The organism is Mucilaginibacter kameinonensis (genome assembly GCF_003675385.1).
GTDB classification, from domain to species: Bacteria; Bacteroidota; Bacteroidia; order Sphingobacteriales; family Sphingobacteriaceae; genus Mucilaginibacter; species Mucilaginibacter kameinonensis.
The window spans coordinates 910940-929539 of record NZ_RCWZ01000003.1 but is presented as its reverse complement, the minus strand read 5'-3'; the positions used below and the strand labels follow the sequence as shown (position 1 = coordinate 929539).

Annotated in this window: 18 protein-coding genes; 5 read left to right on the top strand and 13 right to left on the bottom strand. The window is 41.5% G+C overall.

What is annotated here, in order from left to right:
- Positions 1-228 precede the first annotated feature (228 nt).
- Entirely contained in the window at positions 229-975 is a 747-nt protein-coding gene (locus EAH55_RS17020; protein ID WP_121810690.1) for a DUF4290 domain-containing protein, read from the bottom strand.
- A gap of 207 nt (positions 976-1182) precedes the next feature.
- Here EAH55_RS17020 and EAH55_RS17015 point away from each other — a divergent pair, with 207 nt between their 5' ends.
- Together EAH55_RS17015 and EAH55_RS17010 are read left to right on the top strand one after the other, a co-directional pair.
- Complete coding sequence (locus EAH55_RS17015; protein WP_121810928.1) at positions 1183-2280, top strand: mandelate racemase/muconate lactonizing enzyme family protein; 1098 nt, start codon at positions 1183-1185, stop codon at positions 2278-2280.
- Positions 2281-2283: 3 nt separating this feature from the next.
- Positions 2284-2739 (top strand): GNAT family N-acetyltransferase, encoded by a 456-nt coding sequence (locus EAH55_RS17010; protein ID WP_121810689.1) that lies wholly within the window; start codon positions 2284-2286, stop codon positions 2737-2739.
- 58 nt (positions 2740-2797) lie between these two features.
- Here the strand turns inward: EAH55_RS17010 and EAH55_RS30980 are convergent, their stop codons facing one another.
- The 7 genes from EAH55_RS30980 to EAH55_RS30955 form a co-directional block, all read right to left on the bottom strand.
- Positions 2798-2935, bottom strand: coding sequence for a hypothetical protein (locus tag EAH55_RS30980; protein WP_162996922.1), 138 nt, complete (start codon positions 2933-2935; stop codon positions 2798-2800).
- A 104-nt stretch (positions 2936-3039) separates the two neighbouring features.
- Positions 3040-4410, bottom strand: coding sequence for a dipeptidase (locus tag EAH55_RS17005; RefSeq protein WP_121810688.1), 1371 nt, complete (start codon positions 4408-4410; stop codon positions 3040-3042).
- A gap of 128 nt (positions 4411-4538) precedes the next feature.
- The gene (locus tag EAH55_RS30975; RefSeq protein ID WP_162996921.1) at positions 4539-4709 is read right to left on the bottom strand and encodes a hypothetical protein; all 171 of its coding nucleotides are present in this window, start codon (positions 4707-4709) and stop codon (positions 4539-4541) included.
- Between the two features lie 46 nt (positions 4710-4755).
- Complete coding sequence (locus EAH55_RS30970) at positions 4756-6039, bottom strand: hypothetical protein (RefSeq protein ID WP_162996920.1); 1284 nt, start codon at positions 6037-6039, stop codon at positions 4756-4758.
- A gap of 75 nt (positions 6040-6114) precedes the next feature.
- Positions 6115-6267: a hypothetical protein gene (locus EAH55_RS30965; protein WP_162996919.1), complete on the bottom strand. Its 153-nt coding sequence runs from the start codon at positions 6265-6267 to the stop codon at positions 6115-6117.
- 34 nt (positions 6268-6301) lie between these two features.
- Positions 6302-6445 (bottom strand): hypothetical protein, encoded by a 144-nt coding sequence (locus tag EAH55_RS30960; protein WP_154402382.1) that lies wholly within the window; start codon positions 6443-6445, stop codon positions 6302-6304.
- Between the two features lie 53 nt (positions 6446-6498).
- Positions 6499-6660: a hypothetical protein gene (locus tag EAH55_RS30955; protein ID WP_162996918.1), complete on the bottom strand. Its 162-nt coding sequence runs from the start codon at positions 6658-6660 to the stop codon at positions 6499-6501.
- Between the two features lie 570 nt (positions 6661-7230).
- On the opposite strand from EAH55_RS30955, the gene EAH55_RS16995 reads away from it, so the two are divergent.
- Positions 7231-8661 carry a tetratricopeptide repeat protein gene (locus tag EAH55_RS16995; protein WP_121810686.1) on the top strand — a complete coding sequence of 477 codons (1431 nt, stop codon included), beginning with the start codon at positions 7231-7233 and terminating at the stop codon, positions 8659-8661.
- On the opposite strand, the gene EAH55_RS16990 is transcribed toward EAH55_RS16995, so the two are convergent.
- From EAH55_RS16990 to EAH55_RS16975, 4 genes are all read right to left on the bottom strand, one after another.
- The gene (locus EAH55_RS16990) at positions 8658-8957 is read right to left on the bottom strand and encodes a hypothetical protein (RefSeq protein WP_162996916.1); all 300 of its coding nucleotides are present in this window, start codon (positions 8955-8957) and stop codon (positions 8658-8660) included. The genes EAH55_RS16995 and EAH55_RS16990 overlap by 4 nt on opposite strands.
- A gap of 217 nt (positions 8958-9174) precedes the next feature.
- Positions 9175-9543: a helix-turn-helix domain-containing protein gene (locus tag EAH55_RS16985; protein ID WP_112572251.1), complete on the bottom strand. Its 369-nt coding sequence runs from the start codon at positions 9541-9543 to the stop codon at positions 9175-9177.
- Positions 9544-9707: 164 nt separating this feature from the next.
- Complete coding sequence (locus tag EAH55_RS16980) at positions 9708-11990, bottom strand: ATP-dependent helicase (RefSeq protein ID WP_121810684.1); 2283 nt, start codon at positions 11988-11990, stop codon at positions 9708-9710.
- Between the two features lie 159 nt (positions 11991-12149).
- Positions 12150-12509, bottom strand: coding sequence for a response regulator (locus EAH55_RS16975; protein WP_121810683.1), 360 nt, complete (start codon positions 12507-12509; stop codon positions 12150-12152).
- Between the two features lie 352 nt (positions 12510-12861).
- Here EAH55_RS16975 and EAH55_RS16970 point away from each other — a divergent pair, with 352 nt between their 5' ends.
- On the top strand, positions 12862-14022 hold the full coding sequence (locus EAH55_RS16970; protein ID WP_121810682.1) for a hypothetical protein: 1161 nt from the start codon (positions 12862-12864) through the stop codon (positions 14020-14022).
- 115 nt (positions 14023-14137) lie between these two features.
- On the opposite strand, the gene EAH55_RS16965 is transcribed toward EAH55_RS16970, so the two are convergent.
- On the bottom strand, positions 14138-16102 hold the full coding sequence (locus EAH55_RS16965; RefSeq protein WP_121810681.1) for a M1 family metallopeptidase: 1965 nt from the start codon (positions 16100-16102) through the stop codon (positions 14138-14140).
- A gap of 474 nt (positions 16103-16576) precedes the next feature.
- Between EAH55_RS16965 and EAH55_RS16960 the strand changes: the two genes are divergently transcribed.
- Positions 16577-18598 carry a thioredoxin domain-containing protein gene (locus tag EAH55_RS16960; protein ID WP_121810680.1) on the top strand — a complete coding sequence of 674 codons (2022 nt, stop codon included), beginning with the start codon at positions 16577-16579 and terminating at the stop codon, positions 18596-18598.
- Positions 18599-18600: the final 2 nt, after the last annotated feature.

Below are 18600 nucleotides of genomic sequence, written 5' to 3'. Positions count from 1 at the left end.
TCAAAGCTATGATCGGTTTTGCCAAATAATTTATTGGGGCAAAGATTAGAAAATTAATGCAGATAAAATAAACGGCTTGGGGATTTATCGCTAATGCTATAATACAAAAACGCCATTGCTGTAGGGTACCAAACAGTCACGAACTATACAGGGTATACCTGCTGATTGGTGATTGCTTCGTACCTCGCAATGACGCGTTTTTTTTAATTATGCGGGAATGCCCCCGAATTAATATTTTTTTGAACCTCCGTTGTTGTTACGGTTACGGTTGTTTTGGTTGTTGTTACGGTTTTGGTTGTTGTTTTGCCTGCCGCCGCTGCCGCCACCACGATTTTGATTGTTTTGGTTGTTGTTGCGACCGCGATTGTTGTTATTATTGCTGTTTTGCTGAAAGTTGTTAGGACGGAAATCAACACGGTTAAGATTAACGTTATCTTCCAGTTTCAATGTGCCGCCTGATAAAGCGTACAAATCAGACAGGATACTTTCGTCACTTACCGAATCTTTGTTCCATTGTACATAGGCCATTTTCATGAAATTGGCAATGGCCTGTATCATGTGGCGCTTACGATCAGGTTCTTCAATCGCTTTAGCCTTTTCAATCATCAGCTCAATGGTTTTGCCATAGTGTTTATATTTAATACGCTGATTAGGATAGTTTAACGGCGCAGGTTTAATATGCACGGCCTCTGGCGATGGCTTTGGATACGGCGAATCCACATCAATCTGATAATCAGAAATGATGTGCAGGTGGTCCCAAAGTTTGTGTTTAAAATCGGCCACATCGCGCAGGTGAGGGTTAAGGAAACCCATCAGGTCAATAACTACCTGTGCGTAGCGGTTACGTTCTTCTTTGGTTGGCAGCGCTACAATATATTTAACCATATTTTGTACGTTGCGGCCATATTCAGACAGGATTAATTTATTCCTGGTTGAGTTATAATCAAAATTTGCAGGCGTGTTTTCTTTAGCCATGTTAATAATTTTTTATGAAGATTTGAAAGTTAGCCAGACAAATTTCCCTGATTGGAAGGGCAAAAGAGGCTAAAATTGAATTGTTACTTGTATTGAAGTAATGCAAATATAAACTAATACTTATAATACGCAAATTACGTTGGTTAATTGTTGCAATTATTTGTTTTATTTTAGCTTTTAAACATCTACGATTTGGAAAATCAGCAAATTACCATCACACATATAGATATATATCGCTTCAGTATTCCCATGGAGCCGTTCACTATTGCCACAGGAACCTTGGCGCATGCCCAAAATGTTTTTATCCGTATACATACCGATGCAGGCTTTTACGGCGTTGGCGAATGCTCCGCCTTCCCGATGATTGTCGGCGAAACGCAGGATACCTGCCTGGTAATGGCACGCGAGTTTGCCCGGTTATGGAAAGGTAAAGACGCTCTTGATATTGAAGCCCGGCTTCAGGAGCTGCACAGCTTCACCGCCGGCAATACCACCATAAAAAGTGCTTTTGATAACGCGCTGTTTGATATAGCGGCAAAAAATGCAGACATGCCTTTGTACCAGTTTTTAGGAGGCGAGAAACGCACCGTTGAATCTGATATTACTATAGGCATAGCCGGACATCATACCATGGCTTTAAAAGCACTGGATTTTAAAGCTTCGGGTGCTAATATTTTAAAAGTGAAGCTTGGTAAAAATGTTATTGAGGATGTAGAACGCATTCAACAGATCCGGGAGGCGGTTGGCCCGGCCATGAGGATCCGCATTGATGCCAACCAGGGCTGGAATTTTAACGAAGCTGTTTTTGCACTGCAATCCATCGGACAATATGATATAGAGTTTTGTGAGCAGCCAATGCGTACCTGGTATGACGATAGGCTTCCCGAATTGATGCAATTATCGCCGGTTAAGATCATGGCCGATGAAAGCGTATATAACCATCATGATGCCCGCAAACAGATCAATGCCGGGGCATGTCATTATATTAATATAAAAATGGCTAAATCGGGCGGTATTTATGAGGCTAAAAGGATTCATGATGTCGCTGCCTCATACGGTATTCCCTGCATGATGGGAGGTATGCTGGAAAGCCGCATTGCCTTGAGTGCTAAACTGCATTTTGTATACGCCTGTCCCAATATCCGTTTTTATGATATGGATACCTGCAAATTGGGCCACCTGGTTGACCCATGTGTTGGCGGGGCCATATACGATGGCTATCATTTAACTATTGATGATGCTCCGGGTATTGGGGCTGATGCCGACGAAGCCTTCCTGACCGATTGTGAACGATTTACTATTTAACCAATGCTAATCAGAAAAGCTACTATTGAAGACCTGCCTATTTTGCTTCAGTTTGAACAGGGAATTATAAGCACCGAACGCCCGTTTGACAGTACACTCAAACCGGATCCTATTAGTTATTACGATCTGAAAGCATTCATATCCTCGTCCGAAGTAGAAGTTTTGGTTGCAGAAATTGACGGGGCGGTAGCTGGCAGCGGATATGCGCGCATCAAAAAGAACCCAGATAGTTATTATGATTTTGAAAAATACGCTTACCTGGGTTTTATGTACGTGTCTCCCGCACATCGCGGTAAAGGGATAAACCAGGCAATTATTGAAGGGCTTAAGAAATGGGTAGTTGAACAGGGGCTTGCCGAAATCAGGCTTGAGGTTTATAATGATAATACTGGTGCCATCAAAGCCTATGAAAAGGTAGGTTTTGAAAAGCGGATGATTGAAATGCGGATACGTGTGTGATATTAAAAAACGAGCCGGTAAGTTTTTACTTGCCGGCTCGTTGGATGTTATAAATATCTTATAACAGGGGCTTTCGTTTCCATTTACTATCGCTTAAAGTTTTAGCGGTGGTGTTTTTTTCCTGTTTAAGTGGTTTGTGATCGCGCAACGGCTTTGATGCATCGGTCTTTTCTTTGTCCAATTCTTTAGTTGCCATGGTTGTTTGATTTTGTATGATTAGATAATATCATAAATTTATTATTTGTTTTACGCAAATCAAAAAATAACCACGGTTAACTTGAAAATTAAGGCTTCACGGCATTATTCCGATAAATCAGCAAAATATTTGTGAAACAACGGAATGGTTTCGATGCCTTTATAATAATTGTAAATATCATATTTCTCATTAGGCGAATGCAGCGCATCGCTATCAAGCCCGAAACCCATTAATACCGTTTTTAAACCAAGCTCGGCTTCAAACAAAGCCACAATAGGAATACTGCCGCCACCACGGGTTGGGATAGGCTCTTTACCAAACGATTCGGCAATGGCTTTTTGTGCTGCACGGTAGGCTACACTATCGGTAGGGGTTACCGCAGGTTCGCCGCCATGATGAGGCGTTACCTTAACTTTAACGTAAGGAGGCGCGATGCTTAAAAAGTGATCGGTAAAAAGTTTAGTTATAGCTTCTGACGTTTGGTTGGGTACCAAGCGCATAGAGATTTTAGCGTTGGCTTTTGAAGGTAAAACCGTTTTGGCGCCTTCGCCGATATAACCACCCCAAATGCCATTCAGCTCAAGGGTAGGGCGGGTGCCTGTACGCTCAAAAGTGCTGTAGCCTTTTTCGCCCCAAAGTTCGGCAACATCAAGGTCTTTTTTGTATTCGGCTTCATCGTATGGGGCGCTGTTCAGTGCGGCGCGTTCTGCTTCGGTAAGCGGAACCACATCATTATAAAAGCCGGGAATGGTAATATGATTATTTTCGTCGTGAAGTGTGGCAATCATTTGTGCCAGGATGGTAATCGGGTTTGCTACCGCGCCACCGTAAACGCCCGAATGCAGATCACGGTTAGGTCCGGTTACTTCAACTTCAAGATAAGACAGGCCGCGTAAGCCGGTTTCGAGCGAAGGGTGCTCCATGCTGATCATCGAGGTATCGGAGATCAGTACAACGTCGGCTTTCAGTTTCTCCTTATTGGCTTTTACAAAGATGCCCAGGTTTGAGGATCCAACTTCTTCTTCGCCCTCAATCATAAATTTGATATTGCAGGGAAGTGTGTTGGTTTGCATCATCAGCTCAAAAGCTTTAACATGCATGTAAAACTGGCCTTTGTCATCGCAGGCGCCACGGGCATATATTTTACCATCCCTAACAGTTGGTTCAAATGGAGGGGTTTTCCATAATTCCAGCGGATCGGGTGGTTGTACATCATAGTGACCGTAAACCAGCACGGTAGGCTTTGAGGTATCTATGATCTTTTCGCCGTATACAATGGGGTACCCGGCGGTTTGGCAAATTTCAACATTATCTGCTCCTGCATCGCGGAGCCTCGCTGCCACATAATCGGCAGTTTTTAGTACTTCTGGTTTGTATTTTGGGTCGGCACTAACCGATGCTAAACGTAACAGGTCAAATAACTCATCAAGTAAACGCTGTTTGTTTTGCTCAACATATTGCTTTATGTGCTGCATAATATTATGGTTTGCAGCAAATATAGCTAATTAGGTCATTGTAGTCATTAGGTCATTGAGTCATTAAAAGGATGAAAGTTTTAACAAAATCCTTATGGATGACTGGCAAATATCTTTTTAGGTTATTATCAATCTGCAGATCCTAAATCCTTTTTAGGGGCGTTGGCAGCATTGGTTGAAAATCCTGGTTTCTCGATTTTTATTTTAACTACCTCTTGTTTAGCTTCTTTATGAGTTAACGAAACTGCGGTAAGCCCTGTTGCTATTAAAACCGCTGCTGCTATGATGAATTTTTTCATGTTGTTAACTTTTTATGATGAATTGTATTATGGTTGAAGAGGGCGATTATGCCATGAAATCAGCAGAACCTAAATCTCTTTTTGGGCCAGGACCAGATTGAGCAAAGTCAGCAGAACCCAAGTCACGTTTTGGTTGAGGACCGAAAGCGAAATCAGCAGAACCTAAATCTCTTTTTGGTTGAGGACCGAAAGCGAAATCAGCAGAACCTAAATCTCTTTTTGGTTGAGGACCGAAAGCGAAATCAGCAGAACCTAAATCTCTTTTTGGTTGAGGACCGAAAGCGAAATCAGCAGAACCTAAATCTCTTTTTGGCTGAGGACCGAAAGCGAAGTCAGCAGAACCTAAATCTCTTTTTGGCTGAGGACCGAAAGCGAAATCAGCAGAACCTAAATCACGTTTTGGTTGAGGACCGAAAGCGAAGTCAGCAGAACCTAAATCACGTTTTGGTTGAGGGCCGAAAGCAAAGTCAGCAGAACCTAAATCTCTTTTTGGCTGAGGACCGAAAGCAAAATCAGCAGAACCTAAATCTCTTTTTGGCTGAGGACCGAAAGCAAAATCAGCAGAACCTAAATCTCTTTTTGGGCCAGGACCAGACTGAGCGAAATCAGCAGAACCTAAATCTCTTTTTGGACCAGGACCAGACTGAGCGAAATCAGCAGAACCTAAATCTCTTTTTGGACCAGGACCAGACTGAGCGAAATCAGCAGAACCTAAATCTCTTTTTGGACCAGGACCAGACTGAGCGAAATCAGCAGAACCTAAATCTCTTTTTGGACCAGGACCAGACTGAGCGAAATCAGCAGAACCTAAATCTCTTTTTGGACCAGGACCAGACTGAGCGAAATCAGCAGAACCTAAATCTCTTTTCGGACCAGGACCAGACTGAGCGAAATCAGCAGAACCTAAATCTCTTTTTGGGCCAGGACCAGATTGAGCAAAATCAGCAGAACCTAAATCTCTTTTTGGACCAGGACCAGACTGAGCAAAATCAGCAGAACCTAAATCTCTTTTTGGGCCAGGACCAGACTGAGCAAAATCAGCAGAACCTAAATCTCTTTTTGGACCAGGGCCAGACTGAGCGAAATCAGCAGAGCCTAAATCTCTTTTTGGCTGGGGACCACGAGCAAAATCAGCAGAACCTAAGTCACGTTTTGGCTGAGGACCGCGAGCAAAATCAGCAGAACCTAAATCTCTTTTTGGTTGAGGGCCACGGGCATCGGCAGAGCCTAAATCACGTTTTGGTTGAGGGCCGTTGGCGGCATTTGCTATAGTAGCGGTTGATAATATGGTGCTTAATGCTAAAGTTGCTATCAGTGTTAAATTTTTCATGATGTTTTAAATGTGTGGGGGTACTTAAATATTTTTTTGGTTGATTATCTCTGTTGTATGTTGTTTCTTGTTTTATCAGTCGGCGCTGCCTAAATCTCTTTTAAAGCCGGTTGTTAATGAGTTTACCGGTGCAATCACAAATTTTTCTTTGCTTTCGTTTTTGCTTGTAGTTGATGATAATGCACCTGCGCTAAGCACTACTGTTGTTATGAGGATGAATTTTTTCATGTTGTTTTATGTTTATTGATCGTGAATAGATAAATCAGTCAGCACTCCCCAGGTCTCTTTTGTAGCCGGTTGTAAATAAATGAAGGTTAGCAAACTCAACTTTAGGGCTTTCTTTTTTGCATGATGAGATAGCTCCTGTAAACAGAACTGCTAAAGCGATGGTGATTATTTTTTTCATGATCGTATGATATTATCGATGTTGAATTTTCTGTGTTGATTTTTTAATTGATCTCAGTCGGCACTTCCCAGGTCGCGTTTAAAACCTGTTGGTGTTTTAGTGAAATTGACAGCTGTTGGCTGTGCATCTTTTTTTGCCGATGATGACAAAACTGATGACGATGACAGTACCCCGGCGCCTACGGTAAGGAGTACAAAAAACACTGTTTTTTTCATATTGATTAATTATTGTATTTAATATTCTATTTTTTAAATTAATACGATAGTGAATATTTAATAAAACTCGTCAAGCTTATTTAAAGCTTATCACAAATATTTCAAAACCCGGATTTTACTCTCTGTTTTTTTAAAATGCTGTGTTATTTAAATCTTAAATAAATGTTATCTGTTTCGTATTTTTACACTGTTAATTATTCGGTTAAATTACTAATTTTAAATGTTATATCATTTGTGTTAGTTGCTTGCAGAGTATACAATTTATTGCACGTTTTTCACATTATTTCACTTATTTGATATACAAACTATAGTCAATATTGTGTATTTCACGTATATATTGAAATATTATTGTAATTGGTTATAATCTGCTCAATGCGGTATGGGATAATTGTTTTTTACGTATTTAATACGCTGTATATCAAATATTTAACACTGCAAATATAAATATGTTTTTTAATTAGTTTGAAAAAAATATAAAATAATTTTCCACAGTGTTTTTTATTCTTAACATTAAATATAATTCAGCATTATTTTATAACTTTCACCCCAACAGAACGTAGAAGTTTTTTGATGAAAAGAATCGGTACATTTATATTATTCATTTTATTATCATTAACGGTATACGCGAATGATATTAATGATGTTGCCGCTATCGATACTAATGAGGTTATATCCATAAATGCAAATGCATATAAAAACAGGTTAACTAACCCCGAGCAAACCGTTCAGGATGCTAATAAGGCACTCAAATTATCAACCAAACTCAATTACATTAACGGTATTGCCGAGGCTTATCGTGTTATTGGTATAGGCAAATACTATTTAGATCAGCCCGAAAAAGCTATAGAAAACTACCTTAATTCGCTTTCATATTTTACCCGTAATAATAACCTGAAGGGTGAGGCGAGCGTTTATAATAACATTGGTATCCTATTCAGGGACCATGATTATGAACGCTCTCTTGATTATCTTAATAAAGGGTTGGAGATAGCTCAAAAAATAAATGATGCTAAGCTGCTTGGTTCATTGTACCTGAACATAGGTAACGTTTACACGCGTAAAAATAACCTGTATATGGCGCTTAAGTTTTATGATAAAAGCTTCCCCATATTTCAAAAACGCAAGGACAGTATTAACATGATCCAGTGTTTGCAAAACAGGGGTGTTATTTATTTTAAGCTTAAAGATTATGATAAGGCGCTAAGTTTATTGCTTGAGGCCAACACTGGGGCAAAAGCTGGCGATTTAAATGAATCCGTAGCCAGCGTTGACCTTACGCTTGCGGCGCTTTATATGGCCAAAGGTGATTTTAAAAACGCGGAGAAGATGGTGCAGGAGGGTACTGCCTATACCCAATTGGTAAAAGATCCAAAACTTGATTACGATTATAAATACACTACATACGAACTGGAGTATAATAAAAAGAATTATGCCCGTGCGGTAAATTTATTGAGGGAAATATACACCCAGGATAGTACAACCTATAAAACCAACGTATCAGCACAAATGAATTTGGTTGAGGCCAAACGGAGGCAGGAGGAGCAGCTAAAGGAAAACGAGAGAATTGCCGAGCGTCAGGCTTATGACCGGTCGAAGTTTTGGGCTGTAACTGTGGTTGCGGGTTTGTTGCTGGTGGTAATAGGGTTGCTTATTAGCAATGTGAAGCGCAAGGCCAAAACCAATGCACAGCTTACGCTTTTAAATGGTGAGGTATCGAGGCAAAAAGATAACCTCGACCGTATAAATCATCACCTGGAAGAGATTATCGACGAGCGTACCAAAGATCTACAGCTAAAAAATAAAAAGCTTTCGGAACATTCATCTTATCTGTCGCATCAGATCAGGGGACCTATTGCAACGCTTCGCGGCTTAATTAACCTGGAAAAAGAAGGCCTGGTTGACCAGGCCGAATGTTTGGATATGATGGATAAGTGTGTATCTGAAATTGATGAAAAAATCATCGAAATGAGCGATATGCTGCATAACCCACCCCGGGTTTAATACGCAAAATGCACAGGTAAATTTGAATGTATCTGTGCTTCAATAAGCCCCAGGTATATACAATACCATGATATCATTTGTAGCACCAGTAATTGCCTGTGTTGGTTGTAACCTTGAGTTTCAAAAGCCAGTGTTTCATTGGCCGATGTCACAAAAAATCTTACTTCTCCTTTGCTTGGTTTAAAACGGGCCCTCAGTAAATCAAATGCTTTAACTTTTAGTTTGCTTTTGGGATCGTGGATGATGCCATCACTCAGGTTTTCGTTTTTTGAAATAGAAATAAGATAATTTGACATACGCTTTTTTTTATATCCGTATGCCACAATTATTACTCCAAAATCCTTATAAAGCGCTCATTATCGATAAATTAGCGAATACAATAAAATGAAATTTATTTAAATTTCGTTTTATTAAATAATGTTAACTGGTATTTAATGAAAGCCGTTTGGCTGGATACTAATACGAAGCAAACAATATACACTATCGATAAATTGTAACATTTTCAGCACACAATTACATGGCCACTACGGCCTTGTTACGTAGCTCTTCATAAAGTAATATAACCTTACGTTGTAAATTGGCAATTTCCGATTCGCGGTCTATTAGTTTTTTTTGTGCTACGCTCAAGCTCGAAGGTTTCGTATCAACCTCTTCACTATCGAGGGCAAGCAGGTGCACTACATTCACATCAAAAATATTAGCGATTTGTTCCAGGCGCGATAAGTTAATATCGGTTACACCTGTTTCAATTTTTGAAAATGCAGGAATTGAGATGCCCAAACGGTTGGCCACATCTTCCTGGCTCCATCCATGTTGGTGGCGTAATGTCCGGATGTTTTTACCAACGGATTTGTTTGTCTTCTTTTTTACAGTATCACTCATGTTCAATTAATAATTAAGGGAAAGGACACTGAAGACAATCCAAATGGTATGCCATCATTAAATTACCTTTAAATTAGTGTTATAAAGGCAATTTAATGATGGGGTGTGGAAATGCCTGGGGAAGCAATTCCTCAAAGTAGGGATTTTTAACTCTTGGTTTATGTTTACTGGAGAATGTAAAGCTTCGCGAATTTTAGTAATAATTGCTTTTGACCAATCTCCTTAAAGAATATGGTAGCCTTAATATCGGGCTTATTACCCTCCAGTGAGATCACTTTACCGAAGCCGAAACGTTCGTGCTCAACCTCCATACCTACCTGCAAATTAGAGGTGTCAGAAGGTTTGAAATTGGCTGAAGGTACGTGAGCCTTTGCCAGTATAGAAGTGGTTTTTACAGGCGCGGCAGCAGCCGGTTTAGGGCGTGAAAAGCTGTCGGGTTGTTTGTCGCGGCTCCATGCTTTGCGCTCGTCGTCAAACGGATTACTGGCCGATGAGGGTTTTGCGGTGTAGTCAAGCTCAAGGAATTTAGCGTCAATTTCGTCTAAAAAGCGGCTTGGCTCGCAATTAATCAAGGTTCCGAACTTGAAACGCGAAGTAGCATAACTAATGTGCAGCTTACTTTCGGCACGGGTTACGGCTACATAAAACAGGCGGCGCTCCTCTTCCAGATCACTACGTGAGTTAAGCGACATTTGCGACGGGAAAAGATTTTCCTCCAAGCCTACAACATAAACCTGCGGAAATTCAAGACCTTTTGATGAATGGATAGTCATGAGGGATACCGTATCAGCATCCTTGTTTTTATCCTTGTCATCATTGGTAAGCAGCGCAACATCCTGCATGAAAATATCAAGGCCTTTTTCCTCAATATCCTCGCGTTCCGAAAACTCTTTAATACCGTTTAAAAGCTCCTGGATATTTTCGTAACGGTTAAGGCCCTCTACCGATTTATCTTCGTAAAGATCCTTCAATAAGCCCGAATGCTGGGCTACATATAAAGCAGATTCGTAGGCTGATTTGGTTTTGGCCAGCACCTGGAAACTCTGGATCATGGTAGCAAAATTGGCTACCGCGCCAGAAATTTTTCCTTCAAGATATTTGCCCGGTTCAACAATTACTTCCCATGGTGTTATACCGTGCTGATCGGCAGCTACAATGATCTTATCAACCGAAGTATCACCAATGCCACGTTTAGGATAATTGATAACACGTTTTAAAGCTTCTTCATCGTTAGGGTTAAAGGTGAGCCTGAAATATGCTATCAGGTCCTTAATTTCCTTACGCTGATAAAATGAAAGCCCGCCGTATATTTTATATGGAATGCCCAGCTTACGCAAGGCCTCCTCCATAGAGCGTGACTGCGCGTTGGTGCGGTAAAGTATGGCAAATGCCGACCATTTAAGCCCGTTCGAGCTACGGTCCTGCATAATAGCTTCGGCTACTATTTTACCTTCCTCGTTATCGCTGAAGGCACGCATAACCTTGATCTTATCGCCCGATTCTTTTTCGGAGAAAACGTTCTTTTTAAGCTGATCCTTATTGTTGCGGATGATGCTGTTAGCTACATTCACAATGTTTTGCGTTGAGCGGTAGTTTTGCTCCAGCTTAAACACCTTCAGATCCGGATAATCCTTTTCAAAGTTCAGGATGTTTTGGATGTTGGCGCCACGGAAAGCGTAGATACTTTGAGCATCATCACCCACAACGCACAGGTTTTCGTTAACGGCAGCCAGCTTTTTAACAATCAGGTACTGCGAAAAGTTGGTATCCTGATACTCATCCACCATCAGGTACTTAAACTTGTGCTGGTATTTATTGAGCACATCAGGGTGCAGTTTTAACAACTCATTGGTTTTGTACAGCAAGTCGTCAAAATCCATAGCTCCTGCACGGTAGCAACGGGTGGCATACATTTCATAGATTTTGCCCATTTGCCCGCGGCCGCTCGAAAAGTCGTCGGCCTGGATCTGTTCATTCTTGTTATATTCCTGCCACGAGATCAGGTTATTTTTTGATGCCGAGATACGGTTAAGTACAAAATTGACATTGTACAGTTTGTCGTCAAGGTTCATTTCTTTTAAAATGGCCCTTAAAACGCTTTTGCTATCGTCGGTATCGTAAATGGTAAAATTGCTTGGGTAGCCAATTTTTTCGGCTTCAACCCGTAAAATTTTGGCAAACACCGAGTGAAAGGTGCCCATCCAGATATTTTTGGCTTCGGTACCCACCACATGGGTGATACGCTCGCGCATTTCGCGGGCGGCCTTATTGGTAAAGGTAAGCACCAGTATATTAAACGAATCAACACCTTTACGTATCAAATGCGCCACGCGATATGTAATAACACGTGTTTTACCCGATCCGGCACCGGCAATAATCATTACCGGTCCTTCAGTTTGTTCAACCGCTGCCCTTTGTTCGGGGTTTAATCCCTGTAAATAATCCAAAATCTTTTCCTCTTTCTATGAGGCAGCGAAATTAAGGTTTTGGGCTGAAAGGGGAAAGGATTTCGGATATCGAATTTGAGATTTCGGAATTATTTTGGAAAATTGAAATGATGAGTGTCTGACATAATTTTGCGATCGGACTATGCTCTTAAGCTACTCTTAATTCAAAAACTTATTAATAGTCTTCACCAGCTTATTTACATCAAAAGGCTTAGGGACAAAGGCATCATAACCAAAGTTAACCAGGGCTATAGCCTGTTCATGGTAGGCAGAGATCAGGATTACGGGGATGTGACGGGTATCTTCGTTACTTTTAATCAACTGGCAAATACGGCCACCGTTGAGGCCTGGTAGCATATAGTCGGTTAAAACAAGGTCGGGGTTGTAGTTTTTTACAGCTGCAATAATATCATCGGTGCGGTTAAGTCCGGTAACCTCAAAGTCATGGAAAGTGAGCACTGTTTCCAATACCCTTAAAATTTCGGTATCATCTTCAATTATGAGTATATTTTTCGCCATAGATAAATGCTAATTGATGTTTGATTTGCTATTAGCTTCTTAATGACACAAATAAACAAAATGTTTTATAATTAAAAATATTCCTATTGTGTTTAATTTGAGTGGATATGGGAATATATTATTGGTATCGATCTTATTAACAGTACGATATAGTGGTATTGTACCTGTATTTTATCTTTTTGTAAAGATAATTGTTTTGATGTTTATTTCGTTAAGGTGATTGATAATTAGTTAAATGGGGCTGTTTTAATTATAACGGGCAGTATAATTGGCCGTTTTATGCCCGAGAGATGCAACTCGTTGAAAGTTAGGGTGTCATTTATGGCATAACCTGATAGATATGATTTGCAAAATGAAAACTAAATTTCGCCCCGGCCGCCTGATGCTTTTGATTTTTTTTATTGCTGTCGCAAACCAAAGCATTGCTCAATCTGCCGATAAGTCAGAAGCCGATAACGGTGTTATAATGCCTCATAATGATGCTGACACACTCGGTAATGGTAATAACACGGCGACGCTTATGCCTCCGGTAGATCCATTAAAAAATGGTGGAATTATCTATGATGATAAGGCGGATGATCAAATCAAAAACGGTGCATTGAAGATCGCTTCAAAAAAATATAGCAAGCTTTATACTGCCAGTAAACTGGATGAGCTAATGATTGACAACCGTTTTGGCGAGGTTAAAATAAACACCTGGAACCGTAATGAGTTTAGTGTAGAAGTACAGGTAAACATTTACGCCGATAAACAAACGGACGCCCAGGGCTTTTTAAACGCCATTAATATAAGTGACAGCAGGAGGGAAGCGCTTGTGTCTTTTAAAACTATCATTGGGGATAATGGAATTAATAATGTCAATGTTTTATGGAAAGGAGAAGATAAGCCCCGTATCAAGAAAATTGAGATCAATTATATTGTTTTTATGCCTGCAAAAAACGCCTTAAGCATAAGTAATAACTACGGAACAACCATTCTGCCCGATTTTGAAGGGAAATTGATGCTGAACAGCCTTTACAGTAACCTTAAGGCAAAAAAATTGATCAACCCGCTCAACTACGTAAAGGTAAACTTCGGTAATGTCGATATTGAAGGCTTTAGCGGTACCAGGTTGGAGGTTTTACACGGCAGTCTTGACCTTAATGAAGGTAGCAATTTCAGCGTAAGCGTTAGCTATGGTCCGGCACGGATAGGGAAGATCTATTCTTCGGCTACTATTGATGCGAGATTTGGCAAGCAATTCAGGATTGAAAACATCGACAAAAACATAAAAACATTGCATGTAAACGCCGCTTACACCAGTGTGCAGGTAGGCCGAATTACCGGGGTAAATGCCAATTGTGATGTGAGTACCTACTACGGAACTTTAAACAACAGCGATCCGCAAATCAAGTTAACGAGCGATAAAGCGCTCGATAATCAGGAGAAAAGCTACAAAGGCCGTTTAGGTAAAGGCGATGCGAACCGGAATATTGTAATTAAAACAAACTTCGGCCGGGTTAATTTTGATTAAAGCAAAGACACAAAAAAGGCGATGAGCTCAAACACTCATCGCCTTTTTAAATTTTCTCTTTAATCTCTAACCCCCGGAAAATCCGAAATCGAAATTCCCAAATCCGAAATTAAAATTATTCCCCTCTATAAACATTGTTTTTTAGGTCAACGTCGGGTAGTTGGTGGTCAGGATCAATCTCCATGCTTTTAATAGCCGATGTTGATGGATATTTAAACTTCCAAACACCATCACGCTGCCAGATATTTACCGGAAGATGAAGGATTTCTGTTTTGCCGTTAGCCTGAACAATTTTAAGATCAACAGGCATGGCCATTTTTTCGTTATTAGTCAGGGTGATCATCGCGCCATTGGCCGGGTTGCCCTTAATGTATGTTACCGAACTAATAGCCTGGTCAAGTTTCCAGGTAGTGAAGAACCATGATTTCCAGAACCAGTTCAGATCTTCGCCCGTGGCATCATTCATCGCCCTGAACAAATCATAAGGCAGTGGGTGTTTAAACGCCCAGTTTTTTACATACTCGCGGAAAGCGTAGTCAAAACGTTCGGGGCCAACCACTACATTTCTTAAGATATCTAAACCTAAAGCAGTTTTGGTATAGTATTGACCGTAATCGTTAAGGCCGATAGCCTCAGGAGCGGTCATTAGCGGATCTTTGCTGTTGCGGTATCCTGCCAATACATTTTGTGCCGAAGTACTCCTTTCAGTATACTCGCCATTGTTGAAAGCTTTGGTAGCGTATTCGTTAATGAAAGTATTAAAACCTTCATCCTGCCACATGTATTTGCGCTCGTTTGAGCCAACTATCATGGGGAACCAGTTATGGCCAATTTCATGGGTAACATCGCCCCAAAGATCGGCTTTTTTAAGGTTGCTCAGGCAGAAGATAGCGCCCGGATACTCCATGCCCAAAGCCACGCCCGACACGTTCACTGCCGAATTCCATGGGTATTCAAAATATAGGTTTGAATAAATCTCCATGCTGTTTTTTAGATACTCGGTGGAGCGGCCCCAACCATCGTTACCTGAACTTTCAACGGGGTAAGCAGATTGTGCGATGCCTTTACGTCCCGAAGGGAAGTTAACCTTGGCAGCATCCCAGATAAACGCGTCTGAGGCGCCCCAGGCAATATCACGGCTATTCTCCATTTTAAAGTGCCAGGTTAAAGTACCCTTAAACGGACGGGTTGCACCTTTACCAACTTCAGATGCGCCGATAATGGTTACAGTTTTATCGCTGTTGCGGGCCTGCTCCAACCTTTTTAATTGGGTAGGGGTAAGTACTTCTTCTGGGTTTTGCAGATCGCCTGAGCCAACTACTATTTTATTTGCAGGAGCGGTGATATAGTAATCAAAATCGCCGTATTCGCAATAAAACTCGCCTAAGCCCATGTAGGGTAGCGTGTTCCAGCCTTCCACATCGTCATAAACGCACATGCGCGGGTACCATTGTGCAATTTCGTAAACATAGCCCTGTTTAAATTTTTTGCGGCCCATGCGGTCGGCACCGTAAAAAGGAATGGCAAAGTCGTAATTAACCTTGATCTCAATTTTTTCGCCTTTACCATCCATCGGTGTATTGAGGCGCAGTTGCATGCGGGCATCAGTGATGATCGGCTCAACTTTGTAAGTTTCGCCTTTATAAGTAACATCAACAGAAGCAATATGGTAACCACCTCGGCTAAAACCGCGAACATCAAACCTGTCGCCGGTATATGGTGTTACCGCCGCTCCTCGCGAATCCGGTTTAAAAAGGTTTTGATCTAACTGCAGCCACAGATAATCAAGCTTATCCGGACTGTTGTTGGTATAGGTAATTTTAACTTCGCCGGTAATGGTGGTGTCTTTACCTTCGTTAAGCGAAGCTTTGATCTGATAGTCAGCTTTATTTTGCCAGTAAGCCGGCGAAGGTTTGCCGGCAGCAGAGCGTGTGCCACCGCTGGTAACCGGCCAGGTAATAGGGCCAAAAAGGTCCTGATGGTTATATTTAACAGTGTCGGAGTTTTGTGCCGATGCCGTTCGCGTTAACGGCATTAGCGCTACAGCGCATAATAAATAATTCAGTTTTAAACAGTTCATCTTAAATTTTTGACAATAAGGGGGCAAATAAAGGGAAATAATTTGTGAGTTTGGCAATTTAAAGTGTCATAAAGCCTGTGTATTAGTGATTTTGGCACATTACTGAGAATTTGGAAACGCAGCGGATTAACGTCCCATCAACGTCCCCTCAGGGTCTTTCGGAGAGGACCCTGAGGTATACGCTATGCAGATTTGTTCCGAGTATTTTGTTAGTTGCTTATATGGTGGCGAACCTCAAGGTCCTCTGCGAAAGACCCTGAGGGGACGAAAGGAGAGGGCTTAAAAAAGTAGCGTAGATAGCAATAATTTTACATGGTGAACCTCAGGGTCCTCTCCGAGAGACCCTGAGGGGGGCGAAACGCGGCGAATCCAGACATGAATAACCAGCTTCCCGTAAAACTTTTCTAAATAAATACCATTTAACTTACAGGTGCAATTATATCTGCACCTTTGCAGCAAATACATTTATCATATATGAACCGTTTGGCCAATTCCACATCGCCTTATTTATTGCAGCATGCTAACAACCCGGTTAACTGGTACCCCTGGGGCAAGGAAGCCCTTGACAAGGCCAAAGCCGAAAACAAGCTCATCCTGGTGAGTATTGGTTACTCAGCCTGCCATTGGTGCCATGTTATGGAACATGAAAGCTTTGAAGATGAAGCCGTGGCGGCCGTAATGAACGAATATTTTGTTTGCATTAAAGTTGATAGGGAGGAGCGCCCCGATGTAGACCAGATTTATATGAGTGCCGTTCAACTGATGAGTGGCCGTGGTGGCTGGCCGTTAAACTGTATCTGCCTGCCCGATCAGCGGCCAATTTATGGAGGTACCTACTTCCGTAAAAACGACTGGACATCGTTGCTCTTTAACCTTGCCGATTTTTATAAACAAAAGCCTGAAGAAGCTGAAGATTATGCTGTGCGCCTCACCGAGGGAATACAGAAATATGAATCGATAGAATTCGTAGTGGCACAGGCCGAGCATACCAAAGATGATCTGCAAACTATAGTGAGCAATTGGAAACGTTATTTTGATAAGCGGGAGGGAGGCAGTGGTAACGCGCCCAAATTCCCGATGCCTAATAACTGGCAGGCTTTGATGCGTTATGCTTATTTAATGAAAGATGAGGAAGTCGCCGAACAGGTAAAGCTAACACTGCATAAAATGGCTTTCGGTGGTATTTATGATCATTTGGGCGGCGGCTTTGCGCGTTACTCTGTCGATGGGCTTTGGCATGTGCCGCATTTTGAAAAAATGCTGTATGATAACGCGCAGCTGATTAGTCTGTACGCAGAGGCCTACACCTGGCAGCCCGATGAATTATACAAACAGATAGTTGACGAGATCATCACGTTCAGTACCCGCGAACTGATGTCGCCTGAATATGGTTTCTATTCGGCCCTTGATGCGGACAGTGAGGGCAAAGAAGGCAAGTTTTACATTTTTACCAAAAGTGAAATAGCAGAAATTTTAGGCGATGATGCTGAACTGTTCTGTATCTACTACAATATTACCGAAGAAGGTAATTGGGAAGAGGAGGAATCAAATGTATTATTCCGTAAGGATAGCGATGAGGCGTTGGCTGAAAAATTAGGACTTGCTATTGATGAGCTGCTTGCCAAAATAAAAGCCTCAAAACAAAAAGTATTTGAAGCGCGTGCCCAGCGTGTAAGACCGGGCCTGGATAACAAGATCCTGGCATCGTGGAATGGATTAATGCTTAAAGGACTTGCCGATGCTTACCGAGCTTTTGATAAGCCGGAATACCTCGAATTTGCGCTGAATAATGCCGGGTTTATATTAAATAACCTGCTTGGTCAAAATGGCAGGCTATCACGGGTTTATAGTGCCACATCGTCGCAGGATAGCCCGGTAGCGTTTTTGGATGATTATGCCAATATTATTGACGGTTTGATAGCATTATACGAAGTGACCTTTAATGAGCATTGGCTGCTTGAAGCGCGTAAACTGGCTAATACGGCCCTGTTGCATTATTATGATGAAACCAAAGGGATCTTCTTTTTCACTGCCGATGATGATGAGCAGCTGATTGCCCGCAAATCGGAGATTATGGATGGCGTAATTCCGGCATCCAATTCGGTTATGGCAAGGGTGCTTAAAAAGTTAGGCTTGCTTTTTGATAACGAAGAGTACACTGAGGTTTCGGCGCAGCTGCTGCGTAATGTTATGCCGCAATTGCCTAAGTATGGCTCGGCCTACTCAAACTGGGTAATGCTGTTGCTTGATGAGGTATTTGGCGTAAATGAAATTGCGATAACCGGCAGTAATGCCGAGGCTTTCAGAAAGGAAATGGAAAATAATTACATCCCCAATAAAATTATGTTGGGTGGTAATACAGGAAGTTTACCTTTGTTGCAGGATAAGTTTGGTACATCGACACAAATTTTCATTTGTAAAGATAAAACCTGCGGATTACCTGCTCATAACCCGGCCGACGCCCTTAATGAAGTTGAAGCCAGATTTTACAACTAAAA